The sequence below is a fragment of the Paraburkholderia sp. GAS206C genome (assembly GCF_050435645.1).
In the GTDB taxonomy this organism is placed as follows: domain Bacteria; phylum Pseudomonadota; class Gammaproteobacteria; order Burkholderiales; family Burkholderiaceae; genus Paraburkholderia; species Paraburkholderia phenazinium_B.
This window is the reverse complement of the sequence record NZ_JBNDKR010000002.1, coordinates 27,871-42,532: the sequence shown is the minus strand read 5'-3', so window position 1 is coordinate 42,532 and position 14,662 is coordinate 27,871. Positions and strand designations below refer to the sequence as shown.

At 60.7% G+C, this 14,662-nt stretch carries 14 protein-coding genes and 1 tRNA gene; all 15 read left to right on the top strand.

Annotation, left to right across the window (positions count from 1 at the left end):
* The first annotated feature begins 170 nt into the window (after window positions 1-170).
* Window positions 171-443, top strand: coding sequence for a 30S ribosomal protein S15 (rpsO, locus tag P3T20_RS04575; RefSeq protein ID WP_074265315.1), 273 nt, complete (start codon window positions 171-173; stop codon window positions 441-443).
* 320 nt (window positions 444-763) lie between these two features.
* On the top strand, window positions 764-2,911 hold the full coding sequence (pnp, locus tag P3T20_RS04570; protein ID WP_429286220.1) for a polyribonucleotide nucleotidyltransferase: 2,148 nt from the start codon (window positions 764-766) through the stop codon (window positions 2,909-2,911).
* A gap of 127 nt (window positions 2,912-3,038) precedes the next feature.
* Window positions 3,039-4,049, top strand: a complete 1,011-nt coding sequence (locus P3T20_RS04565; RefSeq protein WP_429286219.1) for an NAD(P)H-quinone oxidoreductase — start codon at window positions 3,039-3,041, stop codon at window positions 4,047-4,049.
* Between the two features lie 182 nt (window positions 4,050-4,231).
* Window positions 4,232-5,011 carry a triose-phosphate isomerase gene (gene tpiA / locus P3T20_RS04560; protein WP_074265313.1) on the top strand — a complete coding sequence of 260 codons (780 nt, stop codon included), beginning with the start codon at window positions 4,232-4,234 and terminating at the stop codon, window positions 5,009-5,011.
* 81 nt (window positions 5,012-5,092) lie between these two features.
* Complete coding sequence (secG, locus tag P3T20_RS04555) at window positions 5,093-5,470, top strand: preprotein translocase subunit SecG (RefSeq protein ID WP_074265312.1); 378 nt, start codon at window positions 5,093-5,095, stop codon at window positions 5,468-5,470.
* A gap of 113 nt (window positions 5,471-5,583) precedes the next feature.
* Window positions 5,584-5,668 (top strand) — tRNA-Leu (locus P3T20_RS04550).
* Window positions 5,669-5,828: 160 nt separating this feature from the next.
* Window positions 5,829-6,188: an NADH-quinone oxidoreductase subunit A gene (locus P3T20_RS04545; protein ID WP_074265311.1), complete on the top strand. Its 360-nt coding sequence runs from the start codon at window positions 5,829-5,831 to the stop codon at window positions 6,186-6,188.
* A gap of 63 nt (window positions 6,189-6,251) precedes the next feature.
* Complete coding sequence (locus P3T20_RS04540) at window positions 6,252-6,731, top strand: NuoB/complex I 20 kDa subunit family protein (RefSeq protein WP_006052903.1); 480 nt, start codon at window positions 6,252-6,254, stop codon at window positions 6,729-6,731.
* 19 nt (window positions 6,732-6,750) lie between these two features.
* A complete protein-coding gene (locus tag P3T20_RS04535; protein ID WP_429286218.1) occupies window positions 6,751-7,353 on the top strand; it encodes an NADH-quinone oxidoreductase subunit C in 603 nt (200 codons plus the stop codon).
* 9 nt (window positions 7,354-7,362) lie between these two features.
* Entirely contained in the window at window positions 7,363-8,616 is a 1,254-nt protein-coding gene (locus P3T20_RS04530; RefSeq protein WP_074265309.1) for an NADH-quinone oxidoreductase subunit D, read from the top strand.
* A gap of 134 nt (window positions 8,617-8,750) precedes the next feature.
* Window positions 8,751-9,236 carry an NADH-quinone oxidoreductase subunit NuoE gene (gene nuoE / locus P3T20_RS04525; protein WP_429286217.1) on the top strand — a complete coding sequence of 162 codons (486 nt, stop codon included), beginning with the start codon at window positions 8,751-8,753 and terminating at the stop codon, window positions 9,234-9,236.
* The gene (nuoF, locus tag P3T20_RS04520) at window positions 9,233-10,561 is read left to right on the top strand and encodes an NADH-quinone oxidoreductase subunit NuoF (protein ID WP_074265307.1); all 1,329 of its coding nucleotides are present in this window, start codon (window positions 9,233-9,235) and stop codon (window positions 10,559-10,561) included. The genes nuoE and nuoF overlap by 4 nt, the downstream gene beginning before the upstream one ends.
* A 97-nt stretch (window positions 10,562-10,658) precedes the next feature.
* Window positions 10,659-12,992, top strand: a complete 2,334-nt coding sequence (gene nuoG / locus P3T20_RS04515) for an NADH-quinone oxidoreductase subunit NuoG (protein WP_429286216.1) — start codon at window positions 10,659-10,661, stop codon at window positions 12,990-12,992.
* Window positions 12,993-14,051 (top strand): NADH-quinone oxidoreductase subunit NuoH, encoded by a 1,059-nt coding sequence (nuoH, locus tag P3T20_RS04510; protein WP_074265305.1) that lies wholly within the window; start codon window positions 12,993-12,995, stop codon window positions 14,049-14,051.
* A 15-nt stretch (window positions 14,052-14,066) separates the two neighbouring features.
* Window positions 14,067-14,555 carry an NADH-quinone oxidoreductase subunit NuoI gene (nuoI, locus tag P3T20_RS04505; RefSeq protein WP_012401389.1) on the top strand — a complete coding sequence of 163 codons (489 nt, stop codon included), beginning with the start codon at window positions 14,067-14,069 and terminating at the stop codon, window positions 14,553-14,555.
* The last annotated feature ends 107 nt before the right edge of the window (window positions 14,556-14,662 follow it).

The window sequence follows — 14,662 nt, the reverse complement described above, 5'->3', positions numbered from 1 at the left end:
CCGCCGCTGGCCTGGATCCGGCCAGGATCCGGCAAGCCCGCGGCCAGAATTTCGCCCATAAGACCGGGCTGGCGGCCTGTACAGGCTGTGCTACAATACGCCCCTCGTTGTAAGCCACGGCACGGCCTTTCTTCCGTGACCGCCTGTTTAGTTCTCAAGGAAAATTTGATATGACCGCAGTTGAAACAAGCAAGAAGTCCGAAGTCGTTGCGCAATTTGCACGCGCTGCTAACGACACCGGCTCCCCCGAAGTTCAGGTCGCTCTGCTGACCACCCGTATCAACGAACTGACCGTTCACTTCAAGGCTCACACGAAAGATCACCACAGCCGCCGCGGTCTGCTGCGCATGGTGAGCCGTCGTCGTAAGCTGCTCGACTACCTGAAGGGTAAGGACGCGGACCGTTACCGCGCACTGATCGAGAAGCTGGGTCTGCGTAAGTAATTGGGCGCGCAGTAAGGCGCTCTCAGCAAGATGCCTGTGTCAGTTTCACTGATACAGGCATTTTGTTTTTGAACGGTGCGCTTCATGTGAGGTGCACCGGTGGTTGTCCGCGGTAGCGTGACGGTTCATGCGGCGGGCAACACTCAACACAGCCGGGCTTCAGGGTAGAGCTTTGTGTCATTCCAGCGGTTCGCGCACGTACTCCGCGTAGGGCGTGGTTCTCTGGAATGGCATAAATAACACTCCTCTTCCCATGTAGCGCCGGTCCTTGCGTTGCCGCGCCGCTTCTGGTCCGCGCGGCATAACGATGGAGTGAAAAAATGACTATGTTCAATAAAATCGTCAAAGAATTTAAGTGGGGGCAACATAATGTTCGCCTCGAAACGGGCGAAATCGCTCGTCAGGCTAGCGGTGCTGTGATTGTCGATGTCGAAGATACCGTTGTGCTCGCAACCGTAGTCGGCGCCAAGACCGCCAAGCCGGGTCAGGACTTCTTCCCCCTGACCGTCGATTACCTCGAAAAGACCTACGCCGCCGGCAAGATCCCGGGTGGCTTTTTCCGTCGTGAAGGCCGTCCTTCGGAAGGCGAAACGCTGATTTCGCGCCTGATCGACCGTCCGCTGCGCCCGCTGTTCCCGGAAGGCTTCTACAACGAAGTTCAGGTCGTGATCCACGTCCTGTCGCTGAACCCGGAAATCCCCGCTGACATCCCCGCGCTGATCGGCGCGTCGGCGGCGCTCGCTGTGTCTGGCCTGCCGTTCAACGGCCCGGTCGGCGCTGCACGCGTGGCCTACATCAACAACGAATACGTGTTGAACCCGACGCGTCCGCAAATGAAGGAATCGGCGCTTGATCTGGTGGTCGCCGGTACGGAACGCGCGGTGCTGATGGTGGAATCGGAAGCGCAGCAACTGAGCGAAGAAGTGATGCTCGGCGCTGTCGTGTTCGGCCATGAGCAAATGCAGATCGCGATCGACGCGATCCATGAACTGGTCCGCGAAGGCGGCAAGCCGGAGTGGGATTGGCAACCGGCCGCGAAGAACGAGCCGCTGATTGCTCGCGTGGCGGAACTGGCGCAAGCCGATCTGCTCGCCGCGTATCAGATCCGCGACAAGCAGGCGCGTTCGACCAAGCTGAAGGAAGTTTACGCAGCGACGTCGGCCAGGCTGGAAGAAGACGCTGCAGCAAGCGGCACGGTTGCAGCCGACAAGGCTACGGTCGGCAACGTGCTGTTCGACATCGAAGCGAAGATCGTCCGTTCGCAGATCCTGAACGGCGAGCCGCGTATCGACGGCCGCGACACGCGTACCGTGCGTCCGATCGAGATCCGCACCGGCGTGCTGCCGCGTACGCACGGCTCGGCGCTGTTCACGCGTGGTGAAACCCAGGCACTCGTGGTGGCAACGCTCGGCACGAAGGGCGACGAGCAGAACATCGACGCGCTCGAAGGCGAATACCGCGAACGCTTCATGCTCCACTACAACATGCCTCCGTTCGCGACCGGCGAAACGGGCCGCGTCGGTTCGCCGAAGCGCCGTGAAATCGGTCACGGCCGTCTGGCCAAGCGTGCGCTGGCTGCATGCCTGCCGAGCGCCGACGAATTCGGCTACTCGATTCGCGTGGTATCGGAAATCACCGAATCGAACGGTTCGTCGTCGATGGCTTCGGTGTGCGGCGGCTGCCTCGCACTGATGGACGCCGGCGTGCCGATGAAGGCGCACGTTGCCGGCATCGCCATGGGCCTGATCCTCGAAGACAACAAGTTTGCTGTCCTCTCCGACATCCTCGGCGACGAAGATCACCTCGGCGACATGGACTTCAAGGTGGCGGGTACCGAAAACGGCGTAACCGCGCTGCAGATGGACATCAAGATTCAGGGCATCACCAAGGAAATCATGCAGGTCGCCCTCGCGCAAGCGAAGGAAGGCCGTCTGCATATCCTCGGCAAGATGACCTCGGCTGTGTCGGGCGCGAACACGCAACTGTCGGAATTCGCACCGCGCATGATCACCATCAAGATCAATCCGGAAAAGATCCGCGACGTGATCGGCAAGGGTGGTTCGGTGATCCGCGCGTTGACCGAAGAAACCGGCACGACGATCGATATTTCGGACGACGGCATCGTCACCATCGCCAGCACCAGCAGCGAAGGCATGGCCGAAGCGAAGAAGCGTATCGAGAACATCACGCTGGAAGTCGAAGTGGGTCAGGTCTACGAAGGCACCGTGCTCAAGCTGCTCGATTTCGGCGCGATCGTGAACATCCTGCCGGGCAAGGATGGTCTGCTGCACATCTCCGAGATCGCCAACGAGCGCATCAAGGACATCAACGACTATCTGAAAGACGGCCAGCAGGTGAAGGTCAAGGTCATCCAGACGGACGAGAAGGGCCGCGTGCGCCTTTCGGCCAAGGCGTTGCTGAACGACGCCGGGTCGGGTGCACCGCAAGGCGAACCGACTCCGCAGTAGTGCAGTAAGGTAGTGGACGGCCGGCAGCGTGAATGCGCGCCGGCCGTTTTTCATGCAGGGTGGATCGCATTGCAAACTGGGCTAAGGTCGGGTTTGCAGTCCAATCCAAACCTTGGAGGTGACGCAGATGAAAGCGATCGAAATTACCGAATTCGGCGCGCCGGACGTCTTGAAGCTCGCCGAGCGGCCCACGCCGCAACCGAAAGCGGGTGAGGTGCTGATCAAGGTCGCGGCCTCGGGCGTAAATCGTCCGGACGTGTTCCAGCGCAAGGGCGGTTATGCGCCGCCGCCGGGGGCGTCGGACCTGCCGGGGTTGGAAGTGGCGGGCGAAATTGTCGGCGGGACGCTCGACGAAAAGCACAATCCGTTCGGTCTGAAGATTGGCGATCGCGTGTGTGCGTTGCTGGCTGGCGGTGGTTACGCCGAATATGCCGCCGCGCCGCTCGCTCAATGTCTGCCGGCGCCCAAGGGGCTCTCGGATATCGAAGCGGCGTCGCTGCCGGAAACCTTCTTTACCGTTTGGAGCAATGTGTTCGAACGCGGGCATCTGGGCGCGGGCGAGGGCGGAGCGAACGAAACGTTGCTGGTGCAGGGCGGTTCGAGCGGCATTGGCGTGACGGCCATCCAGATCGCGCATGCGTTGGGTTTTCGCGTGTTCGCCACCGCGGGGTCCGATGACAAGTGCCGTGCCTGCGAGCAGCTCGGTGCCGAGCGTGGCATCAACTATAAAACTGAGGATTTCGTCGAAGTCCTCAAGTCGCTGACGAACGACCGCGGCGTGGATGTGATCCTCGACATGGTTGCCGGCAGTTACGTGCCGCGCGAACTGACGGCGTTGGCCGACGGCGGGCGGATCGTGTTGATCGCGACACTGGGTGGCGCGAAAGCGGAGCTGAATTTGCCCGAGATCATGCGCCGCCGCCTGACGGTGACCGGTTCGACGCTGCGTCCGCGTCCGGTGGAGTTCAAGGCGAAGATCGCGGCCCAGCTGAAGGAAAAGGTGTGGCCCCACATCGAGGATGGCCACATCAAGCCCGTGATCTACAAGGTGTTTCCGGCCGCGCAGGCCGCCGAGGCACACGCGTTGATGGAAAGCAGCACGCATGTCGGCAAGATCATGCTGGATTGGACTGCCTGAGCGGTGGCCGAGGCCGTTGGCTGAGCATGAGAAGGGCGGTTTGCGGGCGCGCAGTTTGACCCGATCCGCCTGCTCACAGTAAAATTGCGTGTTTTGCGTGCGCCGCGTGATTCCGACGCGGCGGGCAACAAGGTGCAAACCGGGTCCGCCGCTGCAGCAAGACGAAACGACTAGACGAGACGATGTCGAAACAACGAGCGAAGCTGGTAGTCGGTAACTGGAAGATGCACGGGCGGCTCGCCGAGAACGCGGTTCTGCTCGAAGCTGTCGCGCGAGGCGCCGGAGAACTGCCGGAGAGCGTGCGGGTTGGCGTGTGTGTGCCGGGCCTGTATCTCGCCCAGGCGCAGGCGCTGCTGGACGGTAGTCGCGTCGTGTGGGGCGTGCAGGACGTTTCTGCCTTCACGCAGGGTGCCTACACTGGTGAAGTGGCTGCGCCGATGGCCGTGGATTTCGCTGCGTCGCTGGCGATCGTCGGGCATTCGGAGCGTCGGGCCTATCATCGCGAAAGTTCGGAGCTGGTGGCTGTCAAAGCACAGCGTGTGCTCGAAGCCGGTTTGACCCCTATCGTCTGCGTTGGCGAAACGCTCGAAGAGCGCAACGCGGGCAAGACCGAGCAGGTGGTCGGCACGCAACTGGATGCGGTGCTGGCGAAGTTGTCGCCGCAAGAGGCGGCGCGTATCGTCGTTGCGTACGAGCCTGTCTGGGCGATCGGTAGCGGCAAGAGCGCCACGGCGCAGCAGGCGCAGGACGTTCACGCATTTCTGCGTGCGCGTCTCGTAGCGAAAAGTGCCGCGGCTGCTGATGTACCACTGTTGTATGGCGGTAGCGTGAAGCCAGGCAATGCGGAAGAGTTGTTCCGTCAGCCGGATATCGACGGTGGCCTGATTGGTGGCGCGTCGTTGAAGGACCAGGATTTCCTGGCAATCTGCAAGGCGGCCGGCGCGGTGAGCGTCACGCAATAAGCAGGTTGCCCGGGTGCAGTAGACCCATTGAGTGCGGCGCACCTTGTGCCGCGCGATTAAATAAAGACTCAGGTGAGTGTGATGCTGGTTTTGAAAACATTGATTATCGTCGTTCAGTTGATGTCGGCGCTTGGGGTCATTGGCCTCGTGTTGCTGCAGCACGGTAAGGGCGCCGATATGGGTGCCGCTTTCGGCAGCGGCGCGTCGGGCAGTCTGTTCGGCGCGACGGGTTCGGCGAACTTTCTGTCGCGTACCACGGCAGTGCTCGCAGCGATCTTTTTTGTCAGCACTTTGGCGCTGACGTATCTCGGCTCGTATCACGCCAAGCCTTCTGCAGGCTTGCTCGGCGCGGTAGCGACCGCTCCGGTTGCAGCGTCGTCAGCAGCTGCTCCGGCTGGTTCGTCGGCTGCTCTTCCGGCCGCTCCGTCGTCGGCTCCGGGCCAGGATGTGCCGAAATAAATTTTCGGCAAAAGTGCCTGTGGTGCGTTGAACAAACTGTTTAAACCAGTTACAATTCAAGTCTTGAAGCGATTCGCGGGTTTTATTGGTTTATTTCCCGGATTGCATACAGTGCCGACGTGGTGAAATTGGTAGACACGCTATCTTGAGGGGGTAGTGGCGAAAGCTGTGCGAGTTCGAGTCTCGCCGTCGGCACCAATGTTATCTTAATGCCAGCCGCTTGCTTCGCTTCGGCTGGCATTGTCGCTTCTGGCTTGGTGTTTGCGTTAAGCTTGCAACGTCAAGCACGCCGAAGTGATTTCGTGCTGGGTGTTTGTCTCCCCCAGCTGCACTCAGAACCAACCGATTGAGGACAGTCTTGAACCTCGCAGCCTATTACCCCGTCTTGTTGTTCCTCCTGGTGGGCACTGGTTTAGGCGTAGCACTGGTCAGTATTGGCAAGATCCTCGGTCCCAACAGGCCCGATACCGAGAAGAACGCACCATACGAGTGCGGCTTCGAAGCATTCGAAGATGCGCGCATGAAATTTGATGTGCGCTACTATCTCGTCGCCATTCTCTTCATCATTTTCGACCTTGAAACCGCGTTCCTGTTTCCGTGGGGTGTAGCCCTGCGCGACATCGGCTGGCCCGGCTTCATGGCAATGATGATTTTCCTGCTCGAGTTCCTGCTGGGCTTCGCCTACATCTGGAAGAAGGGCGGTCTTGACTGGGAATGATGGATTAATCGCCGGTTTGCGTGGGCGGCCAAGGCTAGCCGCCCCGTCTGGAGTGGAAAGCACATGAGTATCGAAGGGGTCTTGAAGGAAGGGTTTGTCACCACCACGGCTGACAAGCTGATCAACTGGACGCGCACCGGCTCGTTGTGGCCGATGACGTTCGGTCTTGCGTGTTGCGCGGTCGAGATGATGCATGCGGGTGCTGCCCGTTATGACCTCGACCGTTTCGGCGTCGTGTTTCGTCCGAGTCCGCGTCAGTCGGACGTGATGATCGTCGCCGGCACGCTGTGCAACAAGATGGCGCCCGCTCTGCGCAAGGTCTACGATCAGATGGCCGAGCCGCGCTGGGTGATCTCCATGGGCTCGTGCGCGAACGGCGGCGGCTACTACCACTATTCGTATTCGGTGGTGCGTGGCTGTGACCGGATCGTGCCGGTCGACGTCTATGTGCCGGGTTGTCCGCCGACCGCGGAAGCGTTGGTCTACGGCGTGATCCAGCTACAAGCGAAGATCCGCCGTACCAACACCATCGCACGTCAATAAGGCCAGAGCTCCCCACAATATGGCAAGCAAACTCGAGACCCTGAAAGCGAACCTCGAGGCGGCCTTTAGCGGCCGCCTGCTGAGCGTCACCGAAGCGATCGGCGAGCTCACGATTGTCGTGAGTGCCAAAGAATATCAAGATATAGCGACGCGTCTCCGCGACGATTCGTCGCTGCGCTTCGAGCAACTGGTCGACCTGTGTGGCGTCGACTACCAGACCTACGGCGACGGTGCGTACGACGGTCCGCGTTTCGCGGCGGTGCTGCATTTGTTGTCGGTGACGAACAACTGGCGTCTGCGCGTGCGCGTGTTCGCGCAGGACGACGATGTGCCGCTGATCCCGTCCGTGGTCGATATCTGGAGTTCGGCCAACTGGTACGAGCGTGAAGCGTTCGACCTGTACGGTATCGTCTTCGAAGGTCACCCGGACCTGCGCCGTATCCTGACCGACTATGGTTTCATCGGTCACCCGTTCCGCAAGGATTTCCCGATTTCCGGCTACGTCGAAATGCGTTACGACCCGGAAGAGAAGCGCGTCGTCTATCAGCCTGTGACGATCGAGCCGCGGGAAATCACGCCGCGCGTGATCCGCGAGGATCGCTATGGCGGTCTGAAACACTAAGAGAACGCCATGGCAGAGATCAAAAACTACACGCTCAACTTCGGCCCGCAGCACCCGGCCGCGCACGGTGTGCTGCGCCTCGTGCTCGAACTCGACGGCGAAGTGATCCAGCGCGCCGACCCGCACATCGGCCTTCTGCACCGCGCCACTGAAAAGCTCGCGGAAACCAAGACGTTCATCCAGTCCGTGCCGTACATGGACCGTCTCGACTACGTGTCGATGATGGTCAACGAGCACGGCTACGTGATGGCGATCGAAAAACTGCTGGGCATCGACGTGCCCGTGCGTGCAAAGTACATCCGCGTGCTGTTCGACGAAATCACACGCGTGCTGAACCACCTGATGTGGATTGGCTCGCACGCGCTCGACGTTGGCGCGATGGCCGTGTTTCTGTACGCGTTCCGCGAACGCGAAGACCTGATGGACGTGTATGAAGCGGTGTCCGGCGCCCGGATGCACGCGGCGTACTACCGTCCGGGCGGCGTGTACCGTGATCTGCCGGAAGCCATGCCGCAGTACAAGGCATCGAAGATTCGCAATGCGAAGGCTTTGTCGAAGATGAACGAGACCCGCCAGGGTTCGTTGCTCGACTTCATCGACGACTTCTTTACCCGTTTCCCGCATTGTGTCGACGAATACGAAACGCTGCTCACCGACAACCGGATCTGGAAGCAACGTCTGGTCGGTATTGGCGTGGTCAGCCCGGAACGTGCTCTGCAACTGGGCATGACGGGTGCCATGCTGCGCGGTTCGGGTATCGAGTGGGATTTGCGCAAGAAGCAACCGTATGAAGTCTATGACAAGCTGGACTTCGACATCCCGGTTGGCGTGAACGGCGATTGTTACGACCGCTACCTGGTACGCGTCGAAGAAATGCGTCAATCAACTCGAATCGCGAAACAGTGCATTGAATGGTTGCGGAAGAATCCGGGCCCCGTAATGATCGACAATCACAAGATTGCGCCGCCGTCGCGCGTCGGCATGAAGTCGAACATGGAAGAGCTGATTCACCATTTCAAGCTCTTCACGGAAGGCTTCCATGTACCCGAAGGCGAAGCGTATGCCGCGGTCGAACATCCGAAGGGCGAGTTCGGCATCTATCTGATCTCGGATGGCGCGAACAAGCCGTATCGCCTGAAGATTCGCGCGCCGGGTTATGCGCATTTGTCCGCGCTCGACGAAATGGCGCGCGGTCACATGATCGCCGACGCCGTGACGATCATCGGCACGCAAGACATCGTGTTTGGCGAAATCGATCGTTAAGAGCGATTTTCATCGTGGCGTGTGCGTCGAAGTTGCAGCAGGCGCACGTCAAGCAAAGGAACGCCGGGTCTGTCGCAACAGGTAGCACGCGACAGGTTTTCGTTCGGTAGGAATTGAAAGAGTCGTGTCTGAAAATGATCTCAGCTGAAGGCCTGAAAGAAATCGATCGCGCGTTGACGAAGTATCCCGCCGATCAGAAACAGTCCGCCGTGATGTCAGCGTTGGCCGTCGCTCAGGAAGAGCATGGCTGGCTGTCGCCCGAACTCATGCAGTTCGTCGCGGACTATCTTGGCATGCCGGCGGTCGCCGTGCAGGAGGTTGCGACCTTCTACACGATGTACGAGACGTCGCCGGTCGGCAAGCACAAGATCACGCTCTGCACGAACCTGCCGTGCCAGCTCGGTCCGGATGGCGGCTCGGAAAGTGCCGCCGAATATCTGAAGCAGAAACTCGGCATCGACTTCGGCGAAACCACGGCAGACGGCAAGTTCACCTTGAAAGAAGGCGAGTGCATGGGCTCGTGCGGCGATGCACCGGTGATGCTGGTGAACAACCATCGCATGTGCAGCTTTATGAGCCGCGCGAAGATCGATCAGCTGCTCGAGGAGCTCTCGAAATGACGTCTCTCCACGATCGTCACATCAAACCGCTGATTCTCGCTGGCCTGAACGGCGACAACTGGCATCTCGAAGACTATGTGTCGCGCGGCGGTTACGTCCAGTTGCGCCGTATTCTGGAAGAGAAGATTCCGCCCGAGCAGGTGATTGCCGAAGTCAAGGCGTCGGGTCTGCGCGGTCGCGGCGGTGCTGGGTTTCCGACTGGCCTGAAGTGGAGCTTCATGCCGCGTCAGTTTCCGGGGCAGAAGTACCTCGTCTGCAATTCGGACGAAGGCGAACCGGGCACGTTCAAGGATCGTGACATCCTGCGCTGGAACCCGCATGCGCTGATCGAAGGCATGGCCATCGGTGCGTACGCGATGGGCATCACGGTGGGCTACAACTATATCCACGGTGAAATCTTCGCTGAGTATCGACGCTTCGAAGAAGCGCTGGAAGAAGCGCGCCGCGCCGGTTACCTCGGCGACAACATCATGGGCTCGGGCTTCTCGTTCCAGTTGCACGCGCACCACGGTTACGGCGCGTATATCTGCGGCGAAGAAACTGCGCTGCTCGAGTCGCTGGAAGGCAAGAAAGGTCAGCCGCGCTTCAAGCCGCCGTTCCCGGCGAGCTTCGGCGTGTACGGCAAGCCGACCACGATCAACAACACCGAAACGTTCGCCGCCGTGCCGTTTCTGTTGACTGTCGGTCCGCAGACTTACCTGGAACTCGGCAAGCCGAATAACGGCGGAACCAAGATTTTCTCGGTGTCGGGCGACGTCGAGCTGCCGGGCAATTACGAAGTGCCGCTCGGCACGCCGTTCGCGAAGCTGCTGGAACTCGCCGGCGGCATGCGTGGCGGCAAGAAGATCAAGGCCGTGATTCCGGGCGGCTCATCCGCACCGGTTATCCCGGGCGAGATGATGATGAATACCGACATGGACTATGACTCGATCGCCAAGGCGGGGTCGATGCTCGGTTCAGGCGCGGTCATCGTGATGGACGAGACCCGCTGCATGGTCCGTTCGCTGCTGCGTCTGTCGTACTTCTATTACGAAGAGTCCTGCGGTCAGTGCACGCCGTGCCGCGAAGGTACGGGCTGGCTGTATCGCGTCGTGCATCGTATCGAGCACGGCCTTGGCCGCCAGGAAGATCTGGATCTGCTGAACTCAGTGGCTGAAAACATCATGGGCCGCACGATTTGCGCGCTCGGCGATGCAGCGGCCATGCCGGTGCGCGGCATGCTCAAGCACTACTGGGACGAATTCGAATATCACGTCGCCCACAAGCATTGCCTCGTGGACGGTCATGCCGGCGCAGCAACGGCTTCGGAAACGGTGGCCGCCTAAGGCGGGTCACCGGAAGCGTCAACCGCGGGGTTCATCGCCAAGTGGCGGTGAACGGGCGAACGATTGAGCGGTAACAGGTTAAGGAAGATTGACCATCATGGTTGAACTTGAAATAGACGGCAAGAAGGTAGAGGTGCCTGAAGGCAGCATGGTCATCCAGGCTGCGCATAAGGTCGACACGTACATTCCTCACTTCTGCTATCACAAGAAGCTGTCGATTGCGGCCAACTGCCGGATGTGTCTGGTCGATGTCGAGAAGATGCCGAAGGCCGTGCCTGCATGCGCCACGCCGGTGTCGGCGGGCATGATCGTGCGCACGAAGTCCGACAAGGCCGTGAAGGGTCAGCAAGCTGTGATGGAATTCCTGCTGATCAACCATCCGCTCGATTGCCCGATCTGCGACCAGGGCGGCGAATGCCAGTTGCAGGATCTGGCGGTGGGCTACGGCAAGTCCGCCTCGCGCTACAGCGAAGAAAAGCGCGTGGTGTTTCACAAGAACGTCGGCCCGCTGATCTCGATGGAAGAAATGACGCGTTGCATTCACTGCACGCGTTGTGTCCGCTTCGGCCAGGAAGTGGCCGGCGTGATGGAACTGGGCATGCTGGGCCGCGGTGAGCACTCGGAAATCACCTCGTTCGTCGGCAAGACGGTCGACTCCGAACTGTCGGGCAACATGATCGATCTGTGCCCGGTTGGCGCACTCACCAGCAAGCCGTTCCGCTACAGCGCCCGTACGTGGGAACTGTCGCGCCGCAAGTCGGTGAGCCCGCACGATTCCGTCGGCGCGAACCTCGTGGTGCAGGTCAAGAATAACCGCGTGATGCGCGTGCTGCCGTTCGAGAACGAAGCCATCAACGAATGCTGGATCTCGGACAAGGACCGTTTCTCGTACGAAGGCCTGAACAGCCCGGAACGTCTCACGCAGCCGATGCTCAAGCAAGGCGGCAAGTGGGTCGAGACCGACTGGCAGACCGCGCTCGAGTACGTTGTCAAGGGTCTGAAGGGCATCAAGGACGACCACGGCGCAGAAGCGCTCGCTGCACTGGCTAGCCCGCACAGCACTGTCGAAGAACTGTTCCTCCTCAAGCAACTCGCGCAAGCGGTCGGCACGCCTAACGTCGACTTCCGCCTGCGTCAGTCGGATTTCTCCGCGCCTGTGAATGGCACGCCGTGGCTCGGCACGAAGATCGCCGATCTGTCGAACGTCGACGCGGCGATCGTCATCGGCTCGGATCTGCGTCGCGATCACCCGCTGTTTGCTGCGCGTCTGCGCCAGGCCGCCAAGAACGGTGCGGCGCTGACGCTCGTGCAAGCCACGAACGACGATGCGCTGATTCCGCAAGCCCAACGCGTGGTGGCTGCACCGTCCGCATGGCTCGATGAAATCGCCGGCATCGCTGCCGCGGTTTCGGAAGCACGCGGCGTCGCGCTGCCGGAAGCGTTCTCGGGCACGCAAGCGAACGATGCGCACAAGCAGGTTGCAACGTCGCTCGCAGCGGGCGAGTTGCGTCTCGTGCTGCTCGGCAACGGCGCGGTCCGTCATCCGGACTTCGCCCGTATCCACGCCGCGGCGCAATGGATTGCAGATACCACCGGCGCCAAGCTCGGCTTCCTCACGGAAGCGGCCAACACGGTTGGCGCTCACCTCGTCGGCGCGCTGCCGGGCGCGGGTGGCCTTAACGCTCGCGAAGTGTTCGAACAGCCGCGCAAGGGTTACGTGCTGCTCAACGTCGAACCGGAGTTCGACACGGTCAATCCGGCGCAGGCACTGGCCGCGCTGAACCAGGCTGAAATGGTCGTCGTGCTTTCGCCGTTCCAGACCGGCGCCGAATACGCCGACGTGCTGCTGCCGATCTCCCCGTTCACGGAAACGGCCGGTACGTTCGTCAGCGCTGAAGGCACGGTACAAAGCTTCAACGGCGTAGTGCGCCCGCTTGGCGACACGCGTCCGGCATGGAAGGTGTTGCGCGTGCTGGGCAGCCTGCTCGGCGTGCCGGGTTTCGAATTTGACACATCGGAAGAAGTACGCGCAGCGGCACTCGGCGACGCCGATCTGAGCGCGCGCCTGTCGAACAAGACGGGTGTTGCGATCGCACGCGGTGCAGCGCCGAAGGCGGCTGAAGGCGCCTTTGAACGCATCGCCGATGTGCCGATCTACCACGCCGATCCGCTGGTGCGTCGTGCGGAATCGCTGCATCTGACGGCAGCCGCACGCGCGGCGAACTCGGTCGGTTTGCCGGCTGCGCTGTTCGACAAGCTGGGTTTGAAAGACGGCGACGCAGTGCGCGTACGCCAGGGTGAGCACTCGGTGCAATTACCGGCCGTGCGCGATGCAAATCTTGCGGAGACAGTCGTCCGCGTATCGGCGGCCACGCCTGCCGGTGCAGCGCTGGGCAGCCTGTTCGGTGAACTGCTGGTGGAGAAGGCGTAAATGTTCGAATCGATCAACTCGGGCGGCACTCAACTTCTCGGTGCGGCATGGCCCACGGTGTGGGCACTGGTGCGCATCCTGGTGGTAGCCGTCGTGATCCTGCTGTGCGTGGCTTACCTGATCCTCTGGGAACGTAAGCTGATCGGCTGGATGCACGTGCGTCTCGGTCCGAACCGCGTGGGCCCGGCAGGTTTGCTGCAGCCGATCGCCGACGTGCTGAAACTGCTGCTCAAAGAAGTGATTCAGCCGGCCCAGGCGAGCCGCTGGACTTATCTGATCGCGCCGATCATGGTGGTGGTGCCGGCCTTCGCGGTCTGGGCGGTGATTCCGTTCCAGGCGGGCGCGGTGCTCGGCGACATCAACGCGGGTCTGCTGTATGCGATGGCGATTTCGTCGATCGGCGTGTACGGCGTGATTCTCGCCGGCTGGGCGTCGAACTCGAAGTACGCATTCCTCGGTGCGATGCGCGCCGCGGCGCAGATGGTCTCGTACGAAATCTCGATGGGCTTCGCGCTCGTCGTCGTGCTGATGACTTCGGGCAGCCTGAACCTGTCGGACATCGTCGGGTCGCAGGAGCGCGGTATGTTCGCGAGCTATGGCCTGAACTTCCTGTCGTGGAACTGGTTGCCGTTGCTGCCGATGTTCGTCGTCTACTTCATCTCGGGCATCGCCGAAACGAACCGCCACCCGTTCGACGTGGTGGAAGGGGAGTCGGAAATCGTCGCAGGCCACATGATCGATTACTCGGGGATGGCGTTCGCGCTGTTCTTCCTCGCCGAGTACATCAACATGATCGTGATCTCGGCGCTCGCATCGACCCTGTTCCTGGGCGGCTGGAGTGCCCCGTTCGGCTTCCTGTCGTTTATTCCGGGCATTTTCTGGCTGGTCCTGAAAGTGTTCTTGCTGTTGTCGGTATTCATCTGGGCACGCGCCACGTTCCCGCGCTACCGTTATGACCAGATCATGCGTCTGGGCTGGAAAGTGTTCATTCCGGTCTGCGTGGTGTGGCTGATCGTAGTCGGCTTCTGGATCATGTCGCCGTTGAATATCTGGAAATAAAGGGCGGATGAACCTATGACCGCAATCCAAAACTTCTTCAAGACCTTCTTCCTCACGGAATTGCTCAAAGGTCTCGCGCTGACCGGACGTTATACGTTCCAGCGCAAGATCACGGTGCAGTTCCCGGAAGAGAAGACCCCGATTTCGCCGCGTTTTCGCGGTCTGCACGCACTGCGCCGTTATGAGAACGGCGAAGAGCGCTGCATCGCCTGCAAGCTCTGTGAAGCGGTGTGCCCGGCGCTCGCCATCACGATCGAATCGGAAACGCGCGCGGACAACACCCGTCGTACGACGCGTTACGACATCGACCTGACCAAGTGCATCTTCTGCGGTTTCTGTGAAGAAAGCTGCCCGGTCGATTCGATCGTCGAAACGCACATTCTCGAGTATCACGGCGAGAAGCGCGGTGACCTGTATTTCACGAAGGACATGTTGCTGGCCGTGGGCGACCGCTACGAAGCGGAGATCGCGGCAAACAAGGCAGCAGATGCGCCGTATCGTTGATTGACTGAAACGCTTTTGTTTGACGTATCACGTTGTACCGGCCTGCAGTCAGGCCGTAGGCTGCTGCTTGACCGCTGTAGCGTGGCGCGCTTGTGCCAAAGAACAAC